The 19,221-nt window shown below is 70.8% G+C and carries 15 protein-coding genes; 4 read left to right on the top strand and 11 right to left on the bottom strand.

The features are described from left to right. The first annotated feature begins 526 nt into the window (after positions 1-526). The gene (locus ACZ6TV_RS47150) at positions 527-2,209 is read left to right on the top strand and encodes a helix-turn-helix domain-containing protein (protein WP_465306752.1); all 1,683 of its coding nucleotides are present in this window, start codon (positions 527-529) and stop codon (positions 2,207-2,209) included. Positions 2,210-2,303: 94 nt separating this feature from the next. Here the strand turns inward: ACZ6TV_RS47150 and ACZ6TV_RS47155 are convergent, their stop codons facing one another. The 6 genes from ACZ6TV_RS47155 to ACZ6TV_RS47180 all read right to left on the bottom strand — a co-directional run bounded on the left by ACZ6TV_RS47155 (position 2,304) and on the right by ACZ6TV_RS47180 (position 9,601). After that, the gene (locus ACZ6TV_RS47155) at positions 2,304-2,669 is read right to left on the bottom strand and encodes a hypothetical protein (protein WP_465306754.1); all 366 of its coding nucleotides are present in this window, start codon (positions 2,667-2,669) and stop codon (positions 2,304-2,306) included. A 133-nt stretch (positions 2,670-2,802) separates the two neighbouring features. After that, a complete protein-coding gene (locus ACZ6TV_RS47160; RefSeq protein ID WP_465306756.1) occupies positions 2,803-3,462 on the bottom strand; it encodes a hypothetical protein in 660 nt (219 codons plus the stop codon). A gap of 445 nt (positions 3,463-3,907) precedes the next feature. After that, positions 3,908-4,069 (bottom strand): sigma factor-like helix-turn-helix DNA-binding protein, encoded by a 162-nt coding sequence (locus ACZ6TV_RS47165; RefSeq protein WP_465306843.1) that lies wholly within the window; start codon positions 4,067-4,069, stop codon positions 3,908-3,910. 44 nt (positions 4,070-4,113) lie between these two features. After that, entirely contained in the window at positions 4,114-7,089 is a 2,976-nt protein-coding gene (locus ACZ6TV_RS47170; RefSeq protein ID WP_465306758.1) for an AfsR/SARP family transcriptional regulator, read from the bottom strand. A 406-nt stretch (positions 7,090-7,495) separates the two neighbouring features. Further along, positions 7,496-8,443 (bottom strand): polysaccharide deacetylase family protein, encoded by a 948-nt coding sequence (locus ACZ6TV_RS47175; RefSeq protein WP_465306760.1) that lies wholly within the window; start codon positions 8,441-8,443, stop codon positions 7,496-7,498. Positions 8,444-8,557: 114 nt separating this feature from the next. Then, complete coding sequence (locus ACZ6TV_RS47180) at positions 8,558-9,601, bottom strand: MBL fold metallo-hydrolase (protein WP_465306762.1); 1,044 nt, start codon at positions 9,599-9,601, stop codon at positions 8,558-8,560. A 172-nt stretch (positions 9,602-9,773) separates the two neighbouring features. On the opposite strand from ACZ6TV_RS47180, the gene ACZ6TV_RS47185 reads away from it, so the two are divergent. Beyond that, a complete protein-coding gene (locus tag ACZ6TV_RS47185) occupies positions 9,774-10,046 on the top strand; it encodes a hypothetical protein (protein WP_465306764.1) in 273 nt (90 codons plus the stop codon). 205 nt (positions 10,047-10,251) lie between these two features. Here the strand turns inward: ACZ6TV_RS47185 and ACZ6TV_RS47190 are convergent, their stop codons facing one another. Beyond that, positions 10,252-11,616 carry a glycoside hydrolase family protein gene (locus tag ACZ6TV_RS47190; RefSeq protein WP_465306766.1) on the bottom strand — a complete coding sequence of 455 codons (1,365 nt, stop codon included), beginning with the start codon at positions 11,614-11,616 and terminating at the stop codon, positions 10,252-10,254. Between the two features lie 577 nt (positions 11,617-12,193). On the opposite strand from ACZ6TV_RS47190, the gene ACZ6TV_RS47195 reads away from it, so the two are divergent. Continuing rightward, a complete protein-coding gene (locus ACZ6TV_RS47195; protein ID WP_465306768.1) occupies positions 12,194-14,392 on the top strand; it encodes a LamG-like jellyroll fold domain-containing protein in 2,199 nt (732 codons plus the stop codon). A 197-nt stretch (positions 14,393-14,589) separates the two neighbouring features. On the opposite strand, the gene ACZ6TV_RS47200 is transcribed toward ACZ6TV_RS47195, so the two are convergent. The 4 genes from ACZ6TV_RS47200 to ACZ6TV_RS47215 form a co-directional block, all read right to left on the bottom strand. Beyond that, entirely contained in the window at positions 14,590-14,820 is a 231-nt protein-coding gene (locus ACZ6TV_RS47200; protein WP_465306770.1) for a hypothetical protein, read from the bottom strand. A 46-nt stretch (positions 14,821-14,866) separates the two neighbouring features. Further along, complete coding sequence (locus ACZ6TV_RS47205; RefSeq protein WP_465306772.1) at positions 14,867-15,928, bottom strand: AfsR/SARP family transcriptional regulator; 1,062 nt, start codon at positions 15,926-15,928, stop codon at positions 14,867-14,869. Positions 15,929-16,207: 279 nt separating this feature from the next. After that, positions 16,208-17,116 carry an alpha/beta fold hydrolase gene (locus ACZ6TV_RS47210; protein ID WP_465306774.1) on the bottom strand — a complete coding sequence of 303 codons (909 nt, stop codon included), beginning with the start codon at positions 17,114-17,116 and terminating at the stop codon, positions 16,208-16,210. Positions 17,117-17,219: 103 nt separating this feature from the next. Beyond that, a complete protein-coding gene (locus tag ACZ6TV_RS47215) occupies positions 17,220-18,167 on the bottom strand; it encodes a helix-turn-helix transcriptional regulator (protein WP_465306776.1) in 948 nt (315 codons plus the stop codon). Here ACZ6TV_RS47215 and ACZ6TV_RS47220 point away from each other — a divergent pair. Then, positions 18,123-19,166: an alpha/beta fold hydrolase gene (locus ACZ6TV_RS47220; RefSeq protein WP_465306778.1), complete on the top strand. Its 1,044-nt coding sequence runs from the start codon at positions 18,123-18,125 to the stop codon at positions 19,164-19,166. The genes ACZ6TV_RS47215 and ACZ6TV_RS47220 overlap by 45 nt on opposite strands. Positions 19,167-19,221 lie beyond the last annotated feature (55 nt).

A 19,221-nucleotide genomic window follows, 5' to 3' on the forward strand; every position in this document is an offset into this window, starting at 1 on the left:
CCGGTCAGCGCGCCTGACGGGTCGATCGGCTCGGGCGGGTCCTCGCACTTCGGCGGCGGGTCGGGGACGTTGCAGTTCAACACCGCACGTGCCGGGACCGCCGGCACCACCAGCTCCGGCGCCGAGGGCCGGCAGCGCCGCGACGGCGGCGTGCAGAAACTGTCGCAAAATGATGGTCCTCGAAGTCTCGGACGCACACTGCAGCTTGCGCCGCCAGCGTGGCCGCCTCCGGTTTCAGCACCCGTGCATTTCGCGTGCGAACCCGTCGATGCCGCGCTCGAGACGGACGGTGACCGGTTGCCCCCGTTTCGCATCCGGTCACCGTCGCCGGTGGCCCGGACCGCCACTCCCCCCAACGGTCCGGGCCACCGCGCTGGCAGTCTGTCAATGCCGCGGTACGGGCGCCAGATGCCGGGACCGATCTGGGACGGCGGGACGGGGGAAACGGGCTGACCTGCGGGGATGTTGCGGTCTTGGGACGGCCGATAGGATGCAGCCCGCCCCGACACCTGGAGAGATGACGGCGATGCCGCACCGTCCCGGCGAGCTTGCCGCGCTGCTGACCGCGCTGAAGGACCGCAGCGGGCTCAGCTATGCCCGCATCGGGCAGAAGACGAACCTGAGCAAGTCGACGGTGCACCGGTTCGTCGCCGGGGCGGCGGTGCCGCAGGACTTCGGCACGGTGGAGCGGATCGCCACGGCGTGCGGGGCGGACCGTGACGAGCTCGACCGGCTCTATCCGCTGTGGGCCGCGGCCCCGCGACAAGACCCGGCCGCCACCGCAGACCCGGCCGCCGGGCCAGAACCCGCCGCCGGCTCAGAACCCGCCGCCACCGCAGGACCCGCCGCCCCGTCGAAGGCCGCCGTTGCACCGGTGCCGCGGCGCCTCGCCCTGTACGCCGGGCTGGCCGCGGCGCTGCTGGTGCTGGCGGGTGCGGTCACGGCGGTGTGGTGGCGGGGCAGGGAAGACCGGCCGCAGACCGCGCCGCCGAGCGCGACCCCGCAGTGGATCAGCGGCCCGAGCTGGACGCTGCCCGCGCGACCGGTCCCGCCGGAGTACTTCGGGGTGACGATCAACAGCGCGACCGGGCACATGCCGGGGTTCACCACCGGCGCGGTGCGCCTGTGGGACAGCGAGACGGGCTGGTCGCGGGTGCACCCGGCGCGGGACCGGTTCGACTGGACGATCCTGGACCGGCTCGTCGAAGGGGCCGCCGCCGCCAGGCTGCCGGTGCTCTACACGATGGGCGGCACGCCGGCCTGGGCGGCGCCCAACGGCAAGCGGTCGGTCTACCCGGACAACGCGAAGTCGTCGCCGCCGGACGACCTGGCGGTGTGGGACGCGTACGTCAGCGCGCTGGCCGGCCGGTACAAGGGCCGCATCGCCGCCTACGAGCTGTGGGTGCTCGCCAACGACGCCCGGATGTACACCGGCAGCGTCGAAACCCTGGTCGAGATGACCCGCCGGGGCAGCGCGATCATCCGTGCCACCGATCCCGCCGCCACCGTGGTGTGCCCGGGCATGGGCAACCTGTGGAGCGCCGAGGGCCAGCAGGTGCTGCGGGAGTTCGCCCGGCTCGGCGGCTACGAGTACTGCGACGCCGCCGCCGTCAAGCTGCACCAGCGCTCGCCGGAGGACCCGCCGGAGACGATGCTGGAGCTGACCGCGCAGATCGACCGGCTCTTCCACGAGGCCGGCCTGCACCCGCCGCTGTGGAACACGGGCACGACCTACGCCATCCCGCTGGAGGGCCAGCTCGACCGGGCCCGCGCCCGCGACTACGCCGTCCGCTTCTACCTCGTCGGGCTGCTCGCCCGCACCACGAACCTGTACCGCATGTACTTCTACAACTGGGGCGGCACGAAGATCCCCATCGTGCTGCAGGCCGACGAGGGCGAGCCGACCGAGGCCGCCCTCGCCGTGCAGCAGTTGCAGCGCTGGCTCGCCGGCGCGCAGATCCGCTCCTGCGGCCACGGCCAGCCCGCCGGCCTGCCCGAGCACGCGTGGCAGTGCGAGTTCATCGTGCCGACCCCGGCCGGCAACCGGCGCGCCGTCATCCGCTGGACCCACACCGGCTCGGTACGCCTACGCGCCGAGGCCACGGCGGAGGCGCTGCTCCGACTCGACGGCACGACGGAGCCCCTGGCCGGCGGTGCCGAGCTCACCCTGACCGAAACCCCCGTCATGATCCGCTACAGCGACCTGTGACATCACTCCCGGACCTCCGGCACCCTGCGCCGCGGCGCCCTGGACCAGATCGAACGACACCGCTGCACCGCTGATCGCATTCGTCAAGAGAGAGTCAAGCCCGGAGAACCGCGTCGCCGACGGCACGATCGTGCTCGAACTCCACCCCGACGGTCGGCAACTGGTGGACACGCGCGGCGCGCTGACCGTGCCTGTCGCGGCGAGGCAACTGTGCGGGATCTCTGCCGGCGACCAGGTCCTGCTGGCCGCCGACCTCAGCCGTGGTCGCCTGACGGTGTACCCGGTCGCGATGATCGTCAGGCTGCTCGCCAAGCACGCGCAGCACACGCGCGCGGCGGCGATGGTGGCCGACCAACCGGACGGCGTCGCCGCCAGCGAGATCCAGGCGCTGCGGCTCGCCGTCGTCGACACCGCAACAGCCGCGGCGGGCGCCTTCCACCGGGTCGTCGGGCTCGCCCACGGCGGCGTGCTGGTGCAGGCCACGCCGTCGCCGCGGGAGCTCACACGGGCGGCGGCGCACGACACCCAGCTCGGCATGGCGCTGTGCTCGGCGAGGGCTGCGACGACCCTCCCTGGACCTGGCCGCCCGGCTGCTAGGACGGGCGGCCCAGCAGGTCGTCGAGGATGCGGTCGAGGGCGGCGGACGGCGGGGCGCCGTCGAAGTCGAAGGTCACCACCGGGCAGGTGTCGCGGGTGGCCCGCACCTCGCGGGTCTCGCCGGCCAGGTCGCGCAGCACCAGGACGTCGACCGTCCTCGGGCGGCCCGTGCAGGTCAGGTACGGGATCTCGCCCGTGCGGGTCCGCGCCGTCGCCTCCAGTGTCGTTGCCGTGTCGCGGGCGGTGTCGCGGTCGGTGACCTGGCGGGTTCGGGTCCAGGTGTCGCCGTCCGCGCGGGTGTAGCGGCAGGCGGTGATGACCGCGAGCGGGACCGTCAGGTAGTCCGGGTCCGGGCCGTGGGTGTGCATCCAGACGTCCGAGATCGGGTTCGGCAGGTACTGGCCGTCGAAGGTGGACGGGGTGAGCTGCGGGGAACAGTCCGGGGGCGGCACCTCGGCGGGCCGGGGCGCCGCGCGCTCCTGGGCGATGAGGCGGCTGTCGAAGGCCTCGATCGCCTGGTACGCGTCGTGGCGGGTGATCGCGCCGCGGCGCGCGTAGGAGCAGGGGCCGGAGAGCTCGACGGTCGTGGTCCGGCCGTTGCCGTACTGCAGGGTGAGGTACCCGCCGCCGTCGCCCGACAGGAAGCAGTCGTCCATGCCACTGCCGGACGGCAGCGTGTTGAGGGCGCCGACCAGGCCGGCGTGTCGGTGGTGAGCACGACTCGCCGGGGCGGACCGGGGCGGGTCATCTGCAGCTCCGGGACCGGGTTGTAGCGGCACAGCACCGCGCGGACCGCACCGGGCGGGGCCAGTTCGCCGGGGGCGCTGGACGGCAGTGCGCCGTTGCCGTACGGGAACTCGGGAGGTGTGGCCGGGCAGGGCGCGTCGGCCGGCAGGCTCCGGTCGCCGACGATGTCCGGGGACGGGCGGGCGGCGACCGCGATCGCCCCGCCGAGCAGCAGGACGGCGACGGCCGCCGCGGCGAGGGCGACCGCGCGCAGCCGACGGCGGCGCACCCGCCGGCCGACCGCGGCCGGCCGGTCGGGTGGCGCCGGGAGGTCGGGCACCAGAGTGCCGAGGAGGCGGCCGTCGTCGGGGTGCGTCATCGCTCGGCTCCTTCGGCGGTGAGCAGCGCGCGGACGGCGGTGTCGGCGCGCAGGGTCTCGAGGGCCAGCAAGGCCAGGGTCTTCACCGTGCCGGGCGAGCAGCCCAGCAGCTCGGCGGTCTCGGCCACCGTGCGGTCCTCGACGTGGCGCAGGATGATTACAACCTATGACGTGGACCGCTGAACCCTGAAATCTGGTCCATTCACATCGTTCGCTCCGCCACTTCGTCAGGCAGCGAATCGGCCTCCGGGACGCCGATTTCGGCATAGATCGCCAGCGCTTGTTGCCGGTGCGTCTGTGCGCCGGGATGCCCCAGCGCAGTCAGGCAACGACTGATTCCGCTGTGAGCGTGTGCCTTCGCCACGCGGTATTCAACGGTTGCCGTGATCTCAAGCGATTGACGGTAGTGGGCAAGCGAAGCCTCGTAGTCATGGATGTCGCTGTGGATCGCGCCCAGCACGTTGTGTGTCTCGGCCAGATCCACCGGATCGGCGATGTCGTGGAGGATGGCGAGTGCCTCACGCGCGTGGTCCAGTGCCTCATAAGGCTGCCCGGATCTTCGGGTCGCCTCTGCGAGGCGGTGCAGATAGTCAGCTTCAAAGCGCCGGTCCTCACCCTGCCGGGCGAGGTCTACGCTCTGGTGAAGCAGCCGGATCGCGCTGTCGTGCTCGGCCAGTCCGCTGTGGGCGGTGCCCCGTCGACTCAGAACAGCGCTGGCCTGCCGCAGGTTCGCGAATCCGTCGAGGGGGAGCGCCGCCCGATCCGCGGCGTCGATCGCCTCACGGTGGCGTCCCAGCCGACTCAGGGCATCCATGATCACCGTCAAGGCTGCTGCTTCACGCCACAGGTCGGCCAGGTCATGGTAAATCTCGAAACCGCGGGTGGCGTATGTGACGGCATCGGTGTACGAGCCGATCAGGCAGCTCAGGTCAGCCTTGTGAATCAGTGACCGCGCGATGCCGTCGCCATCGCCCGAATGAGCGGCATTGGCTGTGCCCTGGTTGAGGAAGTCGAGCGCAAGCCGGTATTGGCCCAGCACCTTGTGCATCATGGAGACGTCCAACAGGCAGGCGGACTTCACCACGGGCGCGGTCTCGGGCCCGCATGCGGCCAGCGCAATCCTGAACACCTCGAGGCTCGCCGAGAGCTGACCGTTCTCGAACAGGAGTGACCCCACATTGCGCGGGAGCTGCCAGCCGGATTCGGCGGCCCGGTGCTGCGCCGCGAGCCGGGCGACGGCAACAAGATTGGCATGTTCGGCGTTGACCCACGACCGGATTTCTGAGGTCTTCGTGAGTCGAGGGACGGCCGTCGGCCGATATCGAGGGCTTGCGCCGAGGCTGGGCCGCCCCGGCGCGTCCAGTTCGGTGGCGATCTGAGTGACATGCAGGTAGTAGTCCAGGAGCCGGTCGAGTGCGGCCGACCGTTCCGATGCGGGCTCCTCAGCTTCGACGGCGGCCCGGGCGAAGTCGCGCACCAGGTCATGCAGACGGTACCGGCCGGGGAGGTGCGGTATCAGCAGATGCATGTCGCACAGGGCGTCGAGCAGGTTCTCGGCCTCGTCAACGGTCAGGCCGACCAGCGCCGCCGCGGCGAAGACGTCGATGTCTGAGCCCGGGTGCACACCGAGCAAACGGAACATGCGCTGCTCAGCGTCGACAAGATGCTGATATGACAGGGAAAAGGCAGCGGTGACGCCCCGGTCTTCGGACTGCAGCAACCTCGTCCTGCGATGGTCATCGGCAAGCCGCTCGACCAGATCAAATACTGTCCATTGTGGACGGGTACGCAGGTGGGCCGCGGCGATGGATATCGCGAGCGGTAAATGGCCGCAGAGCTTGACCACTTCGACGACCGCGTCAGGTTCGGCCTCACAGCGGTCCGGCCCGACGACTGCCCGGAAGAGGGCAACGGCATCGTCCGGGGGCAGAGTGTCCAGCGACAACACTTCCGCACTGTTCAGCCCGGTCAATCGGCGTCTGCTGGTAATCATGACGGCGCAGCTGGCCGAACCCGGCAACAGTGGCCTGACCTGGGCGGAATTCAACGCATTGTCGAGGACGAGCAGGACACGCCGTCCGGCGAGCTCCCCCCGCCACACAGCGGCCCGCTCATCCAGGCTCTTCGGGATTCGAGCGTCGGGAACCCCGACGGCGCGCAGCAGCACATCCAGGGCCTCCTCAGCCGTCAACGGATCACGGCCGGCAGTGTGCCCATGCAGGTCTATGAACAGTTGGCCGTCAGCGAAGCGGCCCGCGAACCGGTGTGCCGCGTGCACCGCGATGGCCGTCTTGCCCACCCCCGACATCCCGTCGATGGCTTGGATCACAGTCACGCCGCCACTGTCCACAATGGACATCAGCCGGTCCAGTTCGGCGAGGCGGCCGGTGAAATGCCCGATGTCTCGGGGCAGATAGTTGCGCTGGAGCGCCTCGGACCGGTGATGCAGCGCCGGATCAGCGGCGAGGATTCGATGATACTGACGTTGCAGCTCAGGACCCGGGTCCACGCCCAGGTCCTCCGCAATCGTGTGGCGGATCCGCTGGTAGCACACCAGCGACTCCGCGGCCCTCCCAGCACGGTACAGCGCCAGCATCAGCAGGCCGGCCAGAGGCTCACACAACGGATACCGATCGAGCTCCGCGCCCAGCTCGTCGGCGACGACACCGTGCGATCCCAGCTCAAGAGAGATCTCGGCCCAAGCGATGACCGCCGACAAGCGCCTTTCCTCGAGCTGTCCCGCGGCAGTCAATGCGGTCCTGCCCCCGACACCCGCGAGCGCGGGCCCGCGCCAGATCGCCAACCCTGCCCGCAACGTCTCGGCTGCGCGCGTCAGATCGTGGCGGGCCCGGGCCGCATGCGCCTCGGCCAGGCATCGTTCAAATCTCCCGGCGTCCACCTGGTCGACCGAGACCCGTAACACGTACCCGGGGCCGACCGCCGCCAGCGCCGCGCCCACAGGGGTACGCCGCAACGCGGACACCGCGTTCTGGACCTGCTTACGGGCCGTAACCGGAGGCTCGCCATCCCACACGGCGTCCACGAGTTGACCCAACGTGACCACCCGGCCTGCGTTGAGCGCCAGGGTAGCAACGACACGCCGCTGCTTCGGCCCGCCAATCGTGACTTGACCGCCGCCGTGCCGGACTTCGAGCGGCCCCAGGATGCCGAACTCCACGCCGCCTCCCACCCTTGTCAAGCTCCTGGCGAGTGTACGAGGAGCGGTCCGGCCGCGAGGAGACCGATCGAGGACGAAACGGTGACGGCGTCGGTCACCATGGCACGTGCGAGCGAACTCCACGCCATACCCGGCATGACGTTGCGACGCGCACCGAAGCCGCAGTGAACGGGGGCTCGGTTCACCGGCGAGATCCGGCGAACCGGGGCAGGTTCTCGGGGCGCGAGGCAGAAAGCCATGCGGAGCGAACTCGACGGGAATCGGGGTCGACGCTCATGTCTCCCGATGGATGCCGGCGACCGGCTGGACGGCTTGTCCAGCCGCGCCGCCGGTCTGCATGTCGCGGTCGGGGGCGCTGTGCGTTTGCCGATCGGCGAGCGCATTCGAGCGAGGCCCGGCTCGGTCTTCAGCCGGCGGCGTCGATGCCGAGTTCGTGGTGGTCGCGGCGGAGGTACCGCATGAACGCGGGTCCGGCGACGGACGTCCGTGCGGTCCGGCGCATCGATCCTGTCTCGATCATGTCGAACGCGGATTGCGGCAGAACCCGGCGGCCTCCCATCGCCAAGGGGTGGCCCACGCCGGTCGGCGCCGGAAGAGCGATCAGGGTGAACCTGCCCGCCAGGTCGGGCAGGATCGTCCGCAGCGCGGCGACCGTCTGTGGCCCCGCGCCGTCGTGCAGGAGCACGATCCCGCCGGGACGAGTTTTCGTCAGCACGGTGTTGACGATCGACTGGACTCCAGGGCCGCTCCAGTCCCGCGGGTCGACGGTCCACGAGATCGACGTCATGCCCAGGCCGGCCGCGATGCTGACGATGTCGGGCGACCAGTTGCCGCCGGGGGCGCGGAAGTAGCCGATCACCGCGCCGGGTGCGACCGCCCGGATCGCGTCGTTGGTGCGCTGCATGTCGGCTCTGATCTGATCGGGCGTACGGGTGCGCAGCCTCTCGTCGTGGCTCCACGAGTGGTTGCACAGGGTGTGCCCCTCGGCGACCATCCGCCGGACCATCTCGGCGCGCGCGGCGACCTGCCGGCCGACCATGCAGAAGGCCGCCTTGACGTGGTGCCGGGCCAGCAGGTCCAGCACGGCAGGAGTGTCGTCCCAAGGCCCGTCGTCGAAGGTCAGCGCGACCGCGTCCGACCCGGTCTTCCGCACCGTCCCGACCGGGCCGTCGCCGGCCGCGATGACCGGCGACGACGCGGACGGCGAGGCCGTGGGGCTCGGCACGCCCGGCTGGACCGTCGGCTCCTGGTGCTCGGCGACCACCGGTGCCGCCGCGACCGGCGCGGCCGCGGGAGGCGCGGGCGGGCCACTGTCGCCGCGGCTGCCGCCAAGCGTCAGGACCAGGATGGTCAACCCGAGTACGGCGATGCGGCGCAACGGCACGGAGGCACTCCAATTCGGTCCGGCCCCGTCATGGCTCGACGATGCTACGGAACAGACGGATGCCGGAGCTCTTCGGTTGCCGGGTCAGGCGGCAGTGGCGCGGCGCCAGCGGGCGGGCGCGCCCCCGTGCCGGCGGACGGCGCCCTCTGCCGCGAGATGCTGCAGGTGGGCGAGCGTCTCGGCCAGTGCCATGCGGCGCATCATGCCGTGCAGCGCGGTCCAGCCGCGCGACCAGCTCAGCCCGGCCGTGATGGCCCAGGTGGTCGGGGCGTCCAGGGTGTCGATCAGGTGCAGCGTCTCCAGGCCGCGGGCGTCGTGGTGGCGGATCAGTTCGGCGGCGCGGTCGTCGATGCCGCGGAAGCGGTACTCGTGCGCCGGCAGTGCTTCATCTGTGCCGAACTTGGCGGTCTGCTCCAGCGACGCCAGGTAGGCGCTCAACGGGTCGCCTTCGGGCGCGGCGTGTACCCCGATGTTCGGGCTGATCCTGGGCAGCACATGGTCGCCGGTCAGCAGGACGCCGGCGCTGGCGTCGTGCAGGCAGAGATGACCTGGGGTGTGCCCGGGGGTCCAGACGGCCCGTAGTTCGTGCCGGGTGAGCGGCAGCAGGTCGCCGTCCTCGATCATCCGGTCCGGGTCGGCCATGCCGAGGATGTCGTCGATCCGCTCCTTGTTGATGATCATCGCCGGGACGTCGGGCTCGGGTACCCCGTGCTCCAGCAGCCAGGCGGAGTCAGCTTCCGGATCGAGGGCGCGACCCATCCGGGCAGCCAGCGTCTGCGCCTCGACGGGATGCATGCCGATCCAGGCTCCGCCGCGTTCGCGCAGCCAGCCGCTGAGCCCGTGGTGGTCAGGGTGTACGTGGGTCACGACGACGCCCGCGACGTCGTCGACGGTCGCACCCGCGGTGTGCAGGCCCGCCGTCACGGCCGCCCGGCCCTCGGGGGTGTCCCAGCCCGGATCGACCACGACGACGCCGGTGTCGTCGAGGAAGGCGTAGCTGAGGGTGTACCGCAGCGGGCTGTCCGGAATCGGCACCGGGATCGACCACACGTCGGGGCGGACCTGTTCGACCGGGGGCAGGACCCGCCGTTGCCACGCCTCGTGCTGGACGGTACCGGTGATGATCATGCGTTGCTCCTAGCGGGTGCGGTGACAGCGTGGGTCACGAGACCCACAACCCGAGACTGCCATGCCTCGCGTGTCTGCACCGACTCAGCCCGTCGCCGAAGGTGACGGCGTCACCGGCTGCGGGCGCCGACCTACGCCGTCAGCGATACTGGGCCGGACACGGAGGTGCGCGATGTCGTATGGGGAAGGCGCCGGCGCCGACTCGGGGTGGGCCGCCGGCAGCGCGGACGGAGGCCTGCACCGCCCGTCGGGCTGGGACGCCGGATCGGACCTGCGCGGCGACTCCGATGTGTCGGGCCGCGGCGTCGGCACGGGTCCCGGCCGGCCGCCCCGGACGGCACCGGCGGGGGTGGTCACGGCCGTCCGGGTCATCGCCTGGATCGTGCTGGTGGCCGCGCTGCTGACCCCGATCGCCATCGCCGTCGTCCGCGACCACCTGCTGTGACGTATTGCACCCACGTACGCGTCGAACAGCCGCTCCGGCGTGTACACGTCGTCGATCGCCCGGCACGCCGACGCGACGGTGACGCCGTCCGCCGGCAGCGACACCACCACGTTGTACAGGTGGCGGTGTCGCTGCCGATGAGGGAGAGCCGCACGCCGGCGCGGCGCCGGTCGCGTTTACCGGCCCGGGCGCATCGCGGCGGAGCTCACCGGCCCTGCCCCTGGTCGTGCGGAACGGTGACCGTGACGGTGCAGCCGGCCGCCCGGCCGATCTCGTCGTGCCCGCGGTAGGTCAGCGTGTAGACCCGGTCGCCGCCGTTGCCGGCGCGCTCGGCGCGCAGCTGCCCGGTCAGCGACGGCTGCCCCGCGACGAACCCCGTGACGTCCGAAGCGTCACCACCGGTGACGCCGGCGAGCTGGAACCCGCGCGGCCCGAGGACGCCGTCCGGGAGGTCGACGCTCACGTTGACATCGACCATGCGGTGGCTCGGCGGCCACAGCCGCGGCCGGTCGACCGTGCAGTTCAGCTGCCGCTCGGGCAGCGGTTCGTCCAGGGTGGCCACCGCGTGCCCGATGGTGGCGGTGAGCCGGGCGCCGGCCTCGTAGTACATGTGGACGGTGGTGCCGTCGAAGTAGAAGGTCGGCGCCGCGGAGCGGCCCAGGTCCGGCGCGGCCGCCATCGAGTCGTGCACCACGCCGAGGTGGACCTCCTGGTCGAAGCTCTCGCCGACGTCCACCGCGTGCATGTCCCCGTCGGACGCGTGGAAGATCACCAGGTTGCGGCCCTGCCACCGCAGGTAGAACGGGCCGGAGGCGTTGGGGGCCTCGACGCCCTGCGGGGTGACGATCGGCTCCGGCTGGACCGTCCAGTTCCGGGCGTCGGTGGAGACCGCCCAGCGGATGCGCCGCGCCACCGGACCGGTCGGGCCGGGCAGCGCGTTGATCGGGTTGTCCATGAACAGCATCAGGTACCTGCTGCCGAGCCGCGGGATCGACTGTTCGAAGACCCGGGCGTACGACGTCTCACGGCCGGTGCTGTCGTCGCGCTGGACTGCCGTGCCGCCGTATTCGAAGTGGATGCCGTCGTCGGACGTGGCGTACCGGGTGATCGAGTTCTCGCCGTGGAAGTAGAGGAAGAGCTTCTGCTCGCCTTCGACCCAGAAGGCGTGCGGCGAGGAGATGTGGCTGACCGTGTCGTAGTGCGGCAGCCAGGTGTTGGCGACCAGCGGGTTGCTCTGATACTCGGTCCACGGGCCGTTGACGGAGTCGGAGTAGGCCAGGGAGATGCCGCCCGGCTTCTCGTGCGGCGCGTAGTACAGGTAGTAGGTGCCGAGCGGGTGCGCGAAGTAGTCGGCCGCCCGGATGACGCTGGGGAAGATGAACTCGTTCGTCGGGTTGTATTTCAGCTGGGTCTTGTCGAACGCCGTGCCGACGTAGGTGAAGCTGGGAAAGCTGAACGGGGTGCCGGCGGGTGACGCGGCCGCGGCCGGGTTCGCGGCGAGGGCGGCGGCGGTGACGAGTCCGGTGGCCGCAGCGTAGGCGGTACGACGGACAAGGCGCTGAGATGTCACAGATAGCTCCCTTGTGGACGGTGGTCGACGTCGCACGGTGTCCCCACGGCGCCGTTGGTGGCGGCCGTAGGGCAGGCACGACAGACCGTCCGGGCGATGAACGGTGAACGGTGGAGATCGAGCCGGGGTGTCGCAACGGAACCTGGGGCTCCACAGTGGACGGTCTTGCCGCGGACGGTGGCGGGTGCCGGCCGGCCGTGGCAATACGCCATGTGGCCCTCCTGCCGCTGTGTGTAATTGGCGCGCTTCTCGAATGGTGGTGGGCGCACTCCGGGCAGTCAATACGATAATACGTATTATCCAGGTGTACCGACGCACTCGACAGAAGTGCGCACCAAGCGCCCCACCGTCCACAGAGGACAGACCAGTAGCGTGAACCATCGTTCCGTGCGATCCACTGCCAGGACGTTCGACCAGCTCGCCCCACCATCGACATCCGGAGGCCTGTTCATATATGAGAACTCGATAGATTTGGGTTCGAGTACATAGACGCAGTTCGGTGTTTTGTGTTAAGAAGTGTTCACGTTCAGTCCTACTGGTGGTGGTATCCGCCATGCCGAACCCCAAGGGATGTCTCATGACCCTCTTCGCACCTGCCGATCGATGGCGCGGGCGAGCGATCGCCCCGCTCGCCGCGGCGTTCGTCGCGGCGATGCTCGCCGGATCGGCGGCGCCCGCCGCTGCCGACGCCGGCGCTCTGGCGGCTCCGGCCGATGACGGCCGGCTCACCGTGCTGCTGTTCTACAAGACCAACTTCCACGCCTCCAACGTGCAGGCCCGGCAGGCCGTGCGTGACCTGGCCACCCAGCTCGGCACGCAGTACAACCAGCCGGTCGACATCCAGGAGACCGACGACCCGGCGGCCTTCACCACCGCGAACCTCGCCACCAAGGACACCGTGGTCTTCGCCCAGACCGGTGGCGTGCTGTTCAACGCGGCGCAGCGCAGCGCCCTGGAGGCCTACATCCGCGGTGGCGGCGGGTACATGGGCATGCACTACGCCGGATGGTCGGTCGGTGAGAGCGAGCACGACGTCAACCCGTTCTACGCCCGCCTCGTCGGCGCCGTCTCCGAGGGACACCCGGAGAACCCCGGCGTCCGCCCCGGTCGCGTGTTCACGCCGGACACCAGCCACCCGCTGGTCCAGGGCGTGACCGCCTCGCTCACCCGCAGCGACGAATGGTACGACTGGGTGGTCAACCCCGCACCCAACGTCCGCACCCTGATCGAGGCCGACGAGTCGTCCTACGGCGGCGGCGCCAACGGCAGCCCGCACCCGATCACCTGGTGCCAGAAGATCGACTCCGGCCGGTCCTGGTACACCGCGATGGGGCACGAGGGCACGGCCTACGCCGAGCCGTACATGCGGGCCCAGATGAAGAACGGTCTCGCCTACGCCGCCGGGCTGCTGAGCGCCGACTGCTCACCACCGCCGCCGCCGGCCAGCGGTGTCCCGATCCGCTACGAGTTCGAGGAAGGCACGGGCACCACGGCGGCCAACACCGGCAGCGTCGGCTCGGTCGGCGCAGCGGTGCTGACCGGCACCACCGGCTGGTCCACCAACGGCATCCTCGGCAAGGCGGTCAACCTGCCCGGTGGCAGCACCGCCAACGCGGTCGACCTGCCGGACAACCTGCTGCAGAACGCGGCGAACTTCACCACCGCGTTCTGGGTGCGCCCCGACACCAAGAGCAACTGGACCAGCATGTTCCACATCGGTGACGGGCTCGGCTCCGCCGGGAGCTACTTCCACATCCAGATGCAGACCCAGGTGAGCGGCAACACCGGGCTCGCCGCCAGCTTCAAGGCGAAGACCGGTCCCGAGGAGCGGGTCTACGCCAGTCCGGTCCGGGACGTGGTGGCCGGCCAGTGGAACCACGTGGCCTTCACCCGGCAGGGCGCGACCGGCACGCTGTACCTCAACGGCGTGGCGATCGCGACCCGCACGGACCTGACGGTCACCATGACCGGCATCGGCCCGACGGCCAACAACTGGCTGGGCCGCAACGGCTACGGCGACGCCCCGTTCGACGGTCTGATCGACGACGTCCGGGTGTACACGTCCGCGCAGAACGCCGCGGCGGTGACGGCGATGTACAACGAAGGCAACGCCGTCCGCTACACCTTCAACGAGAACACCGGCACCACCGCCGGGAACTCGGGCGCGAAGACGTCGATCGGTGCGGCCGCGCTGCAGGGCACGACGTCCTGGGCGGCCGGCCGGATCGGCAGCGCGGTGTCGCTGCCGGGTGGCGCCGCGAACTCGGGCAACCAGGTCAAGCTGCCCGACAACATCCAGGCCGGACTGACCAACCAGTTCGCCGTGTCCTTCTGGGCACGTCCGGACACCCTCCCGAACTGGGTGCCGCTGCTGCAGATCGGCAGCAGCACGGACACGTTCTTCCTGCTCCAGTCGGGCACGAACAGCGGGACCACCGGCTTCGGGGCCACCTTCAAGGCGGCGGGAAACCCGGCACAGGAGCGCCTCACGCTCGGTTCGGGCCGGGACCTGCCGCTCAACCAGTGGACCCATGTGGTGTTCACGATGAACGGCTCGACCGGCAAGATCTACTTCAACGGCGTGCTCCAGGCCACCCGTACCAACTTCCCCATCGGCATCGGCAACGTGGGCGTGGGCGGCAACACCACGGCCAACTTGATCGGCGGGACGAGCTGGGGCGACCCCCGGTTCGACGGCCTGATCGACGACTTCCGGCTGTACGGCTACGAGCTCACCGCCGACCACGTGACGCAGCTGTACTCGGGTCGCCGGTGACCGCGCTGTTCTAGTGGGAGCGTCCACGCCCGCGTGCGGTCGGACCGGCGGAACCCGCCGGCGAACGGCCGGGTCACCATCCGGGTGAGCGTGGAACAGATGACGACGTGGGCCCCGGGATCTCCCCCGGGGCCCACGTTCGTTCGTGCGGGTGGTTCGTCAGCGCCAGACCACGGGTCGCGTGGACCAGCCGGGCGTCACGAAGTAGGCGCTGCCGACGATGACGCGTGCCAGCAGCCGGAGGCGGGCTCGGCGGACCCGGCGACGACACCGGCGTTGTTGACCGCGGACGCGATGGCGCTCTTACCGCTCGGCAACGGCAGCACCGTCGGCGTCGGCGCGGCCTGCGCGGCGGACGGCCGGGTCAGGAGGACGGCCGCGCCGGCGACCAGCGAGCACGCCCCCGCGAGTACCCGTGAGAATCTCATCCATCGAGGGTCCTACGAATCGACCGGTGGAGATTTCCCGATCCACTTACGGATCAGCGGGACCGAGCAGTCGCGCGACCAGCCTGTCGGTTCCCGCCACCCCCACGTCCTTCAGTCTTCTGACGTCCGGTACACCCGGCGGCGGCGATGCTTCGATGATCCGGCGCGTTCCGGATGCGTCGGACTTCGCGAGCTCCCACGTCCTGCCGTACGTGTAGGCCGGGACGTAGTCCGCGATACGGAACCACACCTCGTTGAGGAGGTCGCTGACCGTCGAACCGTCGTGGACCGGGATGGCGACTCCGCCCAGCCTGTCGGGGTCGATTCCGCTCAGCGACACGTAGACGGCGTTGTCCTCGAACTCCCGGCGTGCCGCGCCGGGCCCGCCGCGCAGGATCGACCGGTGCAGTTGCCGCAGGCCGGGGCCCGGGTCGGTGCCGAGCTCGTCGGCGAGCAGGCGGCGCAGCCGCTCGTAGCGCTCCAGCGCCTCAGGGCTCCGGCCGGCCGCGTGCAGCGACCGCATCAGCGCGTCGATGACCGGCTCGACCAGCGGGTACCGCTCAGCGACACGCTCCAGCGGGGCGACGCCGGCCGCGGCCCGGCCGAGCTCCAGCGCCAGGCCTGCCCAGCGGACGGTGGCGTCGCGGTGCTCGGCCCGCCACAACGCGCGGCATTCGTCGGCCCACGCGCCCTCCATGCCGTCCAAGGGCTCGCCGGTCCAGACCTGGACCGCCTCGCCGAGCAGCCCGGCGCGCTGCTCAGCGGTGCCGGCGGCCGCCGAGTCGACCAGTGCCCGGAACCGGTGCAGGTCGACGGTCGCCGCTGCGGTGTCGAGCCGGTACCCGGCCGGCTGCCGCACCACCCGGGGCGGGTCGTCACCGAGCCGGCTGAGCAGGCCGCGCAGGCGGGCCACGTACGTGTGCAACACATTGCGGGACTGCGCCGGCGCCCGGTCGTCCCAAACCCGGTGGATCAGCGCCTCCGGGCTCACCGGCCTGCCGGCGTCGGCGAGCAGCACCGCCAGCACCGTGCGCTGCTTCATGGGGCCCAGGTCGACCCGCCCGTCGCCGTCCCACAACTCCACCGCACCCAGCACGCGAAACTGCACGGTTCCCTCGCCTCGCCGGCCGACCCCTGCGGATCACTCTAGAAGACGGCCGTCGATCGGCCGGTCCTGACGCCGCGTGGTCAAGAGTCCCGGCCTTCGAATCAAGATTCGTTCATGACCGGCCGTCGAAACTTCTCCTCAGCACCCCGCCCACCGGCTGGAGCGGCGCGGTTTCCACGGTCACGGGGGCCGCTGGCAACCCGAGCCCGGTCCGGTACGCCGGCGGCGCGCTCACCGGCGTCGGCCGGGCGGACAACCGTCCGGCCGACGCGGCTCGGATCAGGTGGTGTGGCGGATGATCGAGCCGGCGATCCGCTCGGTGAGCCCTGGCGAGAAGAACGGATGGTGGCCCATGCCGGGCACGATCTCCAGCCGCGCCGTCGGGATCCGCGCCGCGAGGGCTTCTCCGTGCGCCGGGGGGAACAGCGGGTCGGCGCTGCCGTGCAGGACCAGGGTCGGTGCGGCGATGGCGGACAGGGAGGCCCGCCGGTCGTCGGCCCAGCGCCGTCCGGCGAGATCGTGATTCGCGGCGGCGGCGAGGTCGCCGGCCCGGGCGTAGCTGTGTTCGACGAACCGCCGTGCGGCGGGTTCGTCGAACGGCAGGACATCGCCGTTGAGCACCCGCCAGGTCTGCACGTCGGCGTCCATGCGCTGCTGGGGGGTCGTCCGGGGCGCCTTCGCCGAGGCCATCAGGTGGTCGAGGAACCGTGCACTCGGGGGCGGGAGCTCGCCGGCCGGCGCCGGTTCACCCGCCATGGCGCGGGCCCACGCCGGTCCGGGGTTGTTGCCCATCGGGGCCGACGCCATCGCGATCAGCGTGTGTACCCGGTCCGCCCGGTGCACGGCCAGCCATTGTCCGATCGCCGCGCCCAGCGACGTACCGACGATGTGCGCGGCCGTGACGTGGTGCCCGTCCAGAACGGCGGCCGTGTCGGCTGCCAGGTCGGCGAGCGCGTACGGATGCGTGGTGAAGTCGACGGAATCGGAGCGGCCGGTGTCGCGGTGATCGAACCGGATCACCTGCCGGTCGCTGTTCACGAGCGCTTCCACCAGTTCGTCGGGCCAGCCGATGCCCTGCGTCGCGGTGCCCATGATCAGGAGAACGGTGGGGTCGGCAGGTCGGCCGAACCGTTGCGTCCACAGCCGTACCCGCCCGGAACCGACAACCTTCTCGTCACCAGTAAGCATGCCGGGCACCGTAGCGGTCACCGGATCAGCCGAAAACAACTACCGGTTGTAGTCGAAAGTCACGCGCATGAGATAATGGAGAAGGCGGATCGTGGGCGCCGCCTCAGCTGTACCGCTCGACGAGGGCCTTGCCGATCGAGGCCAGGTGGTGCCGCACACCCGGAGGGCCGGTCACCTCGATCCACTCGACCAGCCCGGCGAGCTCGCCGGCGAGCACGTTCTCGTCGTTGCCGCGGATCACCACCTCGACGCGGCCGTCGGTGGTGGGGCCGCCCACCTCGAGCCGGCCGCCGAAGCCCATCCGGAGCAGGCCTATCCCGTGGGGCACGCAGACCGCCCGGGCCTCGAGCGGCGTTCGCTTGCGGTCGACCTCGTCGGCGATCTCGCGCCAGCTCCCGGCGAGGTCGAAGTGCTCGGGCCGGTGCACGGGATCGCCGGTCGGGTCGGCGGACGACACGCGGTCGATCCGGAAGGTCCGCCGCCCGGCGTCGGTGCCGGCGACGAGGTACCACGACGGGCCCTTGGCGACGATGCCCAGCGGGTGGACGGTGCGCTCGGTTTCGGCGCCGTCGCGGTCGACGTAGCCGAGCCGCACCTGGACCCCGCGGATCACCGCGTCCTGGAGTGCGTCGAGGAAACGGGGCGGCCGGGGCTCCACCCGGTCCGACCCCCAGCGCCGGGGGTCCGTGAACAGCGCCGACGCGGCCGCCTCGGCCTGCACCCGGAAGGGCTCCGGCAGGGCATGGACGAGCTTGCGCAGCGCCGCCTTCACGGCCGGCGCCGCGGCCGAGGCCGGGCCGGCCACCAGGAACAGGGCGCGGGCCTCCCCCGCGGTCAACCCGGACAGGTCGGTGCGGGCTCCGCCCACGAGGCGCCAGCCGCCGCCCCGGCCCTGCACGGAATACACGGGTACCCCGGCCATGCCCAGGGCGTCGAGGTCGCGGCGGGCGGTGCGCTCGGAGACCTCCAGCTCGCGGGCGACCTCCGCCGCCGTCACGTGCTCGCGTTGTTGCAGCAGCAGCAGGATGGCCATCAGGCGGTCGGCGCGCACTCCGACAACTTTCCACATCAAACCGGTCAGGGGGTGACCGGTTACGGTCGGCAGGATGCGTGCATGACCACCGAATTTCCCGAACCGAGCATGATCTCGGTCAACAATGTGCAACTCGAAGTCTTCGAGGCCGGCAAGCACAACGCGGGGCGGCCCATTGTGCTGTGTCACGGCTGGCCGGAGCTCGCCTATTCCTGGCGTCATCAGGTGCCCGCCCTCGTGGCGGCGGGGTACCACGTCATCGTCCCGAACCAGCGGGGGTACGGCGGCTCGTCCCGGCCGGCCGAGGTGACGGACTACGACATCGAGCACCTGTCGGGTGACCTCGTCGCGCTGCTCGACCATTACGGGTACGACGACGCCACCTTCGTCGGTCATGACTGGGGTGCCGCCGTCGTCTGGGGCCTGACCCTGCTGCACCCGGACCGGGTCAACGGGGTGATCAACCTGAGCGTGCCGTACCTCGAACGCGGCGACAAACCGTGGATCGAGTCCATGGAGGAAGCGCTCGGCGGCGACTTCTACTTCGTCCACTTCAACCGGCAGCCGGGCGTCGCGGACGCCGTGCTCGACGCGCACACGTCCCAGTTCCTGCGCAACCTGCTCCGCAAGAACGCGCCCGCCGCGGCGCCTCAGCCAGGCAATGCGTTCATCAATCTCGCCAGAGCGGAGACCCCGCTCGGTGACCCCTTGATGAGCGCCGACGAACTGGCCGTCTTCGTCGCCGCTTTCGCAGCGTCAGGATTCACGGGCGGCATCAACTGGTACAGAAACCTCGACCGCAACTGGCGCCTGCTGGCGGACGCGGACCCGATCATCCGGCAGCCCGCACTCATGATCTACGGCGACCGTGACACGGTCCAGCGGTCTGAACGGCTGACCGAATTCGTGCCCGACGTGGAAGTGGTCAGCCTGGACTGCGGCCATTGGATCCAGCAGGAGAAGCCCGAGGAGACCAACCAGGCGATCCTGAAATGGCTGGACCAGCGGGCGGGGTGAGGTGACGGCGGCACCGGTGCGGTGTGCAACCCTGTCGCGGTGTCCGCCCGTCTGA

This window comes from Dactylosporangium sp. NPDC051087 (assembly GCF_055586325.1).

What these genes read in the sequence shown, in the direction of transcription:
- ACZ6TV_RS47210 (WP_465306774.1), bottom strand. Translation starts at nt 17,116, where the DNA reads ATGCTTACTGGTGACGAGAAGGTTGTCGGTTCCGGGCGGGTACGGCTG.
- ACZ6TV_RS47180 (WP_465306762.1), bottom strand. Translation starts at nt 9,601, where the DNA reads ATGATCATCACCGGTACCGTCCAGCACGAGGCGTGGCAACGGCGGGTC.
- ACZ6TV_RS47160 (WP_465306756.1), bottom strand. Translation starts at nt 3,462, where the DNA reads ATGGACGACTGCTTCCTGTCGGGCGACGGCGGCGGGTACCTCACCCTG.
- ACZ6TV_RS47200 (WP_465306770.1), bottom strand. Translation starts at nt 14,820, where the DNA reads ATGAGATTCTCACGGGTACTCGCGGGGGCGTGCTCGCTGGTCGCCGGC.
- ACZ6TV_RS47150 (WP_465306752.1), top strand. Translation starts at nt 527, where the DNA reads ATGCCGCACCGTCCCGGCGAGCTTGCCGCGCTGCTGACCGCGCTGAAG.
- ACZ6TV_RS47195 (WP_465306768.1), top strand. Translation starts at nt 12,194, where the DNA reads ATGACCCTCTTCGCACCTGCCGATCGATGGCGCGGGCGAGCGATCGCC.
- ACZ6TV_RS47185 (WP_465306764.1), top strand. Translation starts at nt 9,774, where the DNA reads ATGTCGTATGGGGAAGGCGCCGGCGCCGACTCGGGGTGGGCCGCCGGC.